This window comes from Azospirillum sp. (genome assembly GCF_050789165.1).
Genome location: NZ_JBOZRT010000063.1, coordinates 47,735 through 55,208 on the forward strand (window position 1 = coordinate 47,735; position 7,474 = coordinate 55,208).

Annotated in this window: 9 protein-coding genes; 7 read left to right on the forward strand and 2 right to left on the reverse strand. The window is 69.2% G+C overall.

The genetic code is table 11. The features are described from left to right. The first annotated feature begins 3 nt into the window (after window positions 1-3). From ACRWK7_RS15400 to ACRWK7_RS15415, 4 genes are read left to right on the forward strand one after another with little or no spacing between them, the layout of a single operon-like run. Window positions 4-876, forward strand: coding sequence for a branched-chain amino acid ABC transporter permease (locus ACRWK7_RS15400; protein WP_431857139.1), 873 nt, complete (start codon window positions 4-6; stop codon window positions 874-876). Continuing rightward, the gene (locus tag ACRWK7_RS15405) at window positions 873-1,919 is read left to right on the forward strand and encodes a branched-chain amino acid ABC transporter permease (protein ID WP_431857140.1); all 1,047 of its coding nucleotides are present in this window, start codon (window positions 873-875) and stop codon (window positions 1,917-1,919) included. The genes ACRWK7_RS15400 and ACRWK7_RS15405 overlap by 4 nt, the downstream gene beginning before the upstream one ends. Further along, on the forward strand, window positions 1,916-2,725 hold the full coding sequence (locus tag ACRWK7_RS15410) for an ABC transporter ATP-binding protein (RefSeq protein WP_431857141.1): 810 nt from the start codon (window positions 1,916-1,918) through the stop codon (window positions 2,723-2,725). The genes ACRWK7_RS15405 and ACRWK7_RS15410 overlap by 4 nt, the downstream gene beginning before the upstream one ends. After that, on the forward strand, window positions 2,712-3,416 hold the full coding sequence (locus ACRWK7_RS15415) for an ABC transporter ATP-binding protein (protein WP_431857142.1): 705 nt from the start codon (window positions 2,712-2,714) through the stop codon (window positions 3,414-3,416). The genes ACRWK7_RS15410 and ACRWK7_RS15415 overlap by 14 nt, the downstream gene beginning before the upstream one ends. A 7-nt stretch (window positions 3,417-3,423) precedes the next feature. Here ACRWK7_RS15415 and ACRWK7_RS15420 read toward each other — a convergent pair whose 3' ends face one another. Then, window positions 3,424-4,305 carry a helix-turn-helix domain-containing protein gene (locus tag ACRWK7_RS15420; protein ID WP_431857144.1) on the reverse strand — a complete coding sequence of 294 codons (882 nt, stop codon included), beginning with the start codon at window positions 4,303-4,305 and terminating at the stop codon, window positions 3,424-3,426. A gap of 192 nt (window positions 4,306-4,497) precedes the next feature. Between ACRWK7_RS15420 and ACRWK7_RS15425 the strand changes: the two genes are divergently transcribed. Then, window positions 4,498-5,424 carry a DMT family transporter gene (locus tag ACRWK7_RS15425; RefSeq protein WP_431857145.1) on the forward strand — a complete coding sequence of 309 codons (927 nt, stop codon included), beginning with the start codon at window positions 4,498-4,500 and terminating at the stop codon, window positions 5,422-5,424. A 44-nt stretch (window positions 5,425-5,468) separates the two neighbouring features. On the opposite strand, the gene ACRWK7_RS15430 is transcribed toward ACRWK7_RS15425, so the two are convergent. Further along, on the reverse strand, window positions 5,469-6,623 hold the full coding sequence (locus tag ACRWK7_RS15430; RefSeq protein WP_431857146.1) for an HPP family protein: 1,155 nt from the start codon (window positions 6,621-6,623) through the stop codon (window positions 5,469-5,471). A gap of 318 nt (window positions 6,624-6,941) precedes the next feature. Here ACRWK7_RS15430 and ACRWK7_RS15435 point away from each other — a divergent pair, with 318 nt between their 5' ends. Both ACRWK7_RS15435 and ACRWK7_RS15440 read left to right on the forward strand, forming a co-directional pair. Next, on the forward strand, window positions 6,942-7,133 hold the full coding sequence (locus tag ACRWK7_RS15435; RefSeq protein WP_431857147.1) for a hypothetical protein: 192 nt from the start codon (window positions 6,942-6,944) through the stop codon (window positions 7,131-7,133). A gap of 79 nt (window positions 7,134-7,212) precedes the next feature. Continuing rightward, window positions 7,213-7,474: CoA transferase (locus tag ACRWK7_RS15440; protein WP_431857148.1), on the forward strand; the 262-nt coding region annotated here is incomplete at its 3' end.

The following is a 7,474-nucleotide window of genomic DNA, read 5'->3' on the forward strand; positions in this document are numbered from 1 at the left end:
CCTGTGCCAGAATTCCTGCAACACCTCGCCAACGCGGTGATCCTCGGCGGCACCTACGCGCTGCTGGGGATCGGGCTGACGCTGATCTTCGGCATCATGCGCGTGGTCAACTTCACCCATGGCGAGCTGTATACCTTCGGCGCCTACATGGCGTTCATGCTGGCCGGGATGTTCGGCCTCAATTTCTTCCTGTCGCTGCTGCTGGCGGCGACGCTGGGCGTGGCGCTCGGCGCGCTGATCGAGTTCGTGCTGCTGCGGCCGCTCAAGGGCGCGGACATCGACACCACCATGCTGGTGATGATCGGCGCCGGCATCGCCATGCAGGCCGGCGAGCAGCTGATGTGGGGCGGCGTCGCGAAGTCGGTGCCGAACCCGTTCCCCACCGAGCCGGTGATCCTCGGCCCGGTGTCGGTTGGACCGATCCGGCTGTTCGTGCTGGCGGTCGCGGTGGTGCTGCTGCTGGTCTTCTACCTGCTGATCAACCGCACCAAGCTGGGCGTGGCCATGCGCGCCACCTTCCAGGATCCGGACACCGCGGCGCTGATGGGCGTCAACAACGGGCTGATGTACACGTTGACCTTCGCCATCGGCTCCGGCCTGGCGGCGGTGGCGGGGGCGCTGCTCGGGCCGATCTTCGTGGTGACGCCGACCATGGGCGACCTCGTCGCGCTGAAGGCGTTCGCCATCGTCATCCTGGGCGGCCTCGGCAACATCCCAGGCGCGACCATCGGCGGCTTCGTGCTGGCCCTGGTGGAGGAGTTCGGCGCCGGCTACGTCTCGTCGGGCTACCGCGACGCCATGGGCTTCCTGCTGATCATCGCCGTGCTGGCTGTGCGCCCGCAGGGCCTCTTCGCCGCGAAGGAGCGCATCGGATGACGGCCCGCACGCTTGCCTGGCTCTTCGTCCTGTTCATGGCGACGCTGCCGCTGTGGATGAACGACCAGTACATCCTGTACGTCCTGACTTCGACCGGCATCTTCATCATCGCGGCGATGAGCCTCAACCTGCTGCTCGGCTACACCGGGCAGCTGAGCCTCGGGCACGTCGCGTTCTTCGGCATCGGCGCCTACACCAGCGCGCTGCTGTCGCTGGGCTTCGACCTCGACCTGGGTGGCGCCGAGCCGTTCGTGCTGGAGCCGCAGCCGGTGTGGCTGGCCTTCCTCGGCGGCATCCTGATGGCGGCGCTGTTCGGCTGGCTGATCGGCCGGCTGGCCTTCCGGGTGCGCGGCGCCTACTTCGTCATCGTCTCCGTCAGCTTCGCCCAGGTCATGCGCATGGTGGCGCTGAACTGGGTCGACCTGACCGAAGGCCCGATGGCGCTCAACAACATCCCGCCGCTCACCGTCTGGTGGCCGGGGGAGGGTGTGCTGCCGCTCTACAAGAAGGAATACTATTACCTCCTGGTGCTGGCGGTTGCGGTGGTCAGCTTCCTGCTGATCCATCGTCTGGTGCGCTCGCGCGTCGGGCGCGCGCTGGTGGCGCTGCGCGAGAACGAGTCCCTGGCGCGCTCGGTCGGCATCAACATCACGCGCTATCTGGTGGTGGCGACCGTCCTCTCGGCCGGCATGGCCGGGGCGGCGGGGGCGCTCTACACCCACTACATCCGCATCGTCGATCCGGACGTCTTCATGTTCATCTACACGGTGACCATGGTGATCATGGTCGTCACCGGCGGCAAGGGGACGCTGGCCGGGCCGATCGTCGGCGGCCTGCTGTTCGGCTTCCTGCCCGAGGTGCTGCGCGACGTGGCGCGGCCCGAGATGCAGTGGATCATCTACGGCGTGGTGATGATCGCCATCGTCTTCTTCCTGCCGCAGGGCATCGTCCCGGCGGTGTCGAAGCTGTTCGCGTCCAAGCGGTCCAGCCGCGACGGACGCACCCCCGCGGCACCACGGGTCAGCGAAGGAGCATCGTCATGAGCGCCGTCCTCGCCGAACCGTCGTCGGCGCCGGTCGCGCTGGAGGTCCGCGAGGTCGCGGTCCATTTCAGCGGCCTGATCGCCATCGCCAGCATGAGCTTCCAAGTGCCTGAGCGAGCCATCGTCAGCCTGATCGGCCCGAACGGCGCCGGCAAGACGACCGCCTTCAACGTCATCACCGGCTTCCTCAAGCCGACCTCGGGCAAGGTGCTGTACCGTGGCGCCGACCTGACGCGGCTGTCGCCGTCGCGCATCGCCGGGCTGGGCGTGGTGCGCACCTTCCAGCGCACCAGCATCTTCGGCGGCTGCACGGTGTTCGACAACGTGATGACCGGGCTTCACCAGCGCGGCCGGGCGGAAACCTGGGCGTCGCTGCTGCGCCCGCCCTGGGTGCGCGGCGAGGAGGACCGGCTGGCCCAGGAGGCCAACGAGATCCTCGACTTCATCGGCCTGGAGCACCGCGCCGACGAGCTGGCCGGCAACCTCGCCTACGGCGAGCAACGGCTGCTCGGCATCGCCATCGCGCTGGCGGCGGCGCCGAAGCTGCTGCTGCTGGACGAGCCGGCGGCCGGCCTCAACCCGTCGGAGACCGAGGCGTTCATGGGGGTGGTCAAGCGCATCCGTGACCGCGGCGTCACCGTCCTGCTGGTCGAACACGACATGAAGATGGTCATGGGCATCTCGGACCTGGTGGTCGTGCTGAACCACGGCCGCATCGTCACCTGCGGCCCGCCCGAGACCGTCCGCAACGACCCGGAGGTGATCCGCGCCTATCTGGGACAGGGGGTGAAGCGTGCTGAAGGTTGACGGAATCACGGTCTGCTACGGCAAGATCCCGGCGGTGCGCAACGTCTCGCTGGAGGTGGAGGAGGGCGAGCTGGTCACCCTCATCGGCGCCAACGGCGCCGGCAAGACGACGACGCTGCGGGCGATCAGCGGCATGCTGCCGCTGGCGACGGGGTCGATCACCTTTCGCGGCCAGCCGATCGGCAACTCGTCGGCGCGCAACGTCCTGGCGATGGGGATCGCCCACTGCCCGGAGGGGCGGCGGGTGTTCCCGCAGCTGACGGTGCGCGAGAACCTGGAGATGGGCGCCTACCTGCGCAAGGACCGCGACGGCATCGCCCGCGATCTGGAGCGCATCTACGACAAGTTCCCCCGCCTGAAGGAGCGCCTGCATCAGGCGGCCGGCACGCTGTCGGGGGGCGAACAGCAGATGCTGGCCATTGCCCGCGCGCTGATGTCGCGCCCCAAGATGGTGCTGTTCGACGAGCCGTCGCTCGGCCTCGCGCCGAACCTTGTGGAGCGCACCTTCGAGATCGTCTTGGAGATCCGCCGGGAGGGCACGACCGTCCTGATGGTCGAGCAGAACGCGCTGGCCGCGCTGGAATTGTGCGACCGCTCCTACCTGCTGGAGACGGGACAGGTCGTCGAGCACGGCACCGGCAGCGCCATGCTGGAGAACCCGCACATCCAGAAAGCCTATCTGGGCGGCTGAGGGGTGTTCAGGCGGTCGATGCGAAGCGCTTGGGCGTCAGCCCGACCACTTCGCGGAACCGCAGCGTGAAGTGGCTCTGGCTGCTGAAGCCGACGGCGGTGGCGACCTCGGTCAGCGGCAACCCGCCGGCGGCGATCAGCGCCTTGGCGCGCTCGATCCGCCGGCTCAGGACGAACCGGTGTGGCGCCTCGCCGGTCGAGCGCTTGAAGGCGCGCGCGAAGTGGTAGGGGCTGAGCCCGGCCACCGCCGCGAGGTCGTCGATGCTCAGCGGCGCGTCCAGATGGGATTCGACGAAGTCCGCCACCCGCCGGAGCACGGCCGGGGCCAACCCGCCGCGCGCGAGCAGGGCCTTGGTCGGACGGTCGGTGAAGCGCGACGCCAGATAGGCGATCAGCATCCGGCCCGCGTGGCCGACGGCGACGCGGTCCGCCGGGTCGTCCCAGCGCAACGGCAGCATGACCGAGCGGATCACCGTTTCGATGGACGGGTCGCGGACGAAGGTCTCGTCGCGCAGGCGGACCGCCGCCGGGTCGACGTCCAGCGCCTCGATCACGGCGCGGTCGAAGGCGGCGCGCGGCACGTAGAGGTGAAACATGCTGACGTGCCCGTTGACATCCCATGACGTGCTGACACCGGCCGGCATGACGCACAGGCTGCCGGGGCCGCCGTGGGGCGCCGCGCTCGCCCCCTGGCGGCGGCGGATTCCCGTGCCGCCCTCGAGGTAGAGGCTGAGCGTGTGGTGCCCGGGCTCCACATAGCGGGTCTCGGCGGTGTCGTCGCGGTCCCACAGCGCGGCGCCGACGCCGTCGCCGAAATGCGCCGAGGTGCGCAACGGCACGCCCTCGCGCCGCAGGATGTCGTAGATCGTATAGTGATCCATGGTCGCCATAGCCGCTCCAGCAGACAGCATTCGCCGATCCCCCGCAAGCCCGCCGAGAGGCGGCGCGCGAATCAGCCTCTGTCCGGGGCCGCCATGTGGAAAGAACGCAAGCCTGTGACACGATGCGCAAGCGCGTGAAAGACGGGCAGGGCGCGCCGTGCCATTCCTTGAACAGGGACAGACGGAAGAAGGCAGCCGGCCATGACGGCAATCCTGTTCGCGGCGGTGGTGGTCGCCTGGGGCTTCACGTGGTTCGCCATCAAGATGCAGTTCGGACCGGTGCCGACCGAAGTGTCCATCCTCTGGCGCTTCGTGCTTGCGGCGGCGGTGCTGTGGATCGGGCTGGCGGCGACCGGGCGCCTGCGGCGGGTGCGGCTGCGGCAGCACGGCTGGTTCGCCGCCATGGGGCTGTGCCTGTTCGGGCTCAACTTCGTGCTGATCTACAACGCGTCCGGTCACATCGCCAGCGGCGTGGTGTCGGTGGTGTTCACGCTGTCCACCATCTTCAACGCGCTCAACCAGTGGCTCTTCCTGCGCAAGGCGCCGACGCTGCGGACGATTGCGGGCTCCGCCCTGGGCATCGCCGGCATGGCCCTGCTGTTCGGGGAGGCCTTCGCCAAGGTGGACGCGACCGGCGCCACGGCGCTGGGGATCGGGCTGGCGCTGGCGGGCACCTACGTCTTCTCGCTGGGCAATCTGGTGTCCATGCGCGCGACCGGCGACGGGACGGACCTGCCCAACGCCATCGTGCGCGGCATGAGCTGGGGCGTCGTCTTCCTGGGTGCGCTGGCCGTGGTCCGCGGCCTGCCGCTGGTGATCGAGCCGACGCCGCGCTATCTGCTCAGCCTGCTCTATCTGGCGGTTCCCGGTTCGGTGCTGGGTTTCTTCGCCTACCTGTCGCTGGTGGCGCGCATCGGCGCCGACCGCGCGGCCTACGCGACCGTGCTGTTCCCGGTGATTGCGCTGGCAGTCTCCACCCTGTTCGAGGGCTACGCGTGGACACCCTGGGCGCTGGGCGGGTTGCCGCTGGTCCTGCTTGGCAACTTGGCGATCTTCTACCGGCGCCCAAGCTCGGGACCCCGGCGCCTGCGGCCCGGTTCCGGCGCGGCCATGGCCGAGGGCGACTGAACCGTCCGGCGCAGAGGACGGTCGCCGCCCTGCAAGGCTTGCGATCACGGCCCGTCGCCGTTCCTCCGCGCCAGAAGAGCGTTGCGCGCCAGGGCCAGGAGCAGATCCGACTGGGCCACCGTGCCCAACAGCCTGCCGCCGTCATCCACGATCATCGCCTCGGGCATCCGGCTGTCGACCAGCGGGTCGACGAGCCGGAACGCGGGCGTCTGCGGCCGCTCGAGCTGCGCCGGCACCATGAGATCGGCGACGCGCGCGGCGTCCCGCATGAGCTGCGCATGGCCGATCGCCCCGATCACCACGTTGCGCGCATCGACCACGGGCAGCGCGTGGCGCCCATACTCGTCCAGCAACCGGCGGGCCACGCCCGCCGGGGCGTCGGCGGAGACCGCGGGCACGTCGCTGGACATGATGTCGGCGCACGTGACGTCGCCGTGCAGCCGTTCCATGGCGTGGAGTTCGGCTCGCGCCAGGATCGCCCCGAGGTCCTCGCGGCTGACGTCGAGCGCCTCGCCGAGTTCCTGGATGGCTTCGTCCACGTCGTCGGGCGTCACGCCGCCGCGCAGCCGGGCCGGCGGATGGGCGGCCCGGTGCGCCGGTTCCGGTTTCACCTTCGGGACGTGCGGGTAGGAATGGCCGGAGTACCGGTGGAACAGCCATCCGGCCGCGACCAGCAGGACGGAATTGATCGCGACCGGCAGGAAGGCGAAGCCGAGCCCGGAGGCCGCAACCGCCGGCCCGCCGAGTACGGCGGTCAGCGCGGCGGCCCCGCCGGGCGGGTGCAGGCAGCGCGTGAGGGACATCGCGGCGATGGCCAACGCGACCGCGGTGGCGCCGGCCAGCATGGGGTCGTGGATCAGACCGGCGACGAGCACGCCGACCAGCGCCGACAGCGTGTTGCCGCCGATGATGGGCCAGGGCTGGGCGAGGGGGCTGGCCGGCACAGCGAACAGCAGCACCGCCGACGCCCCCATCGGTGCGACGAGGACCGGCGCGCTGCTGACGAAGCCCAGGGTAAGGCTGCACAGCACCCCCACCACGGCGAGGCCGAGCAGGGCGCCGCAGCAGGCAATGAGGCGATCGCGGAGGTTGGCGCCCGGAAGGATGGGTCTGAACAGCGCGACGCGGCGACGGTTCCGGCTCTTCGCCAGGAACATGATCTTCAGACGGCGCGGCAAGTGCCGCATTTCGGCCTTCATTCCCCTCTTCCTCCGCGGGCGGTGGATCTGTGCGGCGCTGACCCTAGGACCTCAAGTTAAGTTTAGGTCAAGCGAAAAGACGCAGGACGGGACTGCGGTGGCGACCGATGATTTCCACCCCGAAATTTCCCCTTGACCTCAACTTAACTTGAGGTCCTAGGGTCGAGGTCGATGGCTCGGGTTGCCTGCGGATCGCGCAGGGTGAAACACGCTCATTCAGCGGGCCCGGACGCTTGAAGGGAGGTGCCTGTGATCTCTCCGACATCCGTGAATTGGACGATGCTCAACACCTTGCGCGCCATGCCGGGACCCTCGGCAATGACGCCGCCGGCTTCGCTGCTGGCGATCACCAGCGTGGCGAACCTGAAGCCCGCCGTCCTGCGGCCGGTGCTCGACGAACTGATCAAGAGCGGGTTCGTCCGCGAATACGTCACCCAGTACGGACGCTCCTACGCCCGGACGGCGAAGGGCGACGCGCGCATCCTCGAAGTGAAGACCTGGCTCCGGTAGCCGGATGCCTGAACCGCGACACCACAAGACAGGCCGGGACGGCAGCCGTCCCGCGGGCCATCAGGGGGGAACGAACGGCATGACCAAGGCTCTCGACGGCGTGCGGATCCTGGATTTCACCCACGTCCAATCCGGTCCGACCTGCACGCAGCTGCTGGCGTGGTTCGGCGCCGACGTCATCAAGGTCGAGCGGCCGGGCGAGGGCGACATCACCCGTGCCCAGCTGCGCGACATCCCCGATGCCGACAGCCTCTACTTCACCATGCTCAACCACAACAAGCGCTCCATCACGCTCGACACCAAGACGTCCGAAGGCAAGGCGGTGCTGGAGGAGCTGATCA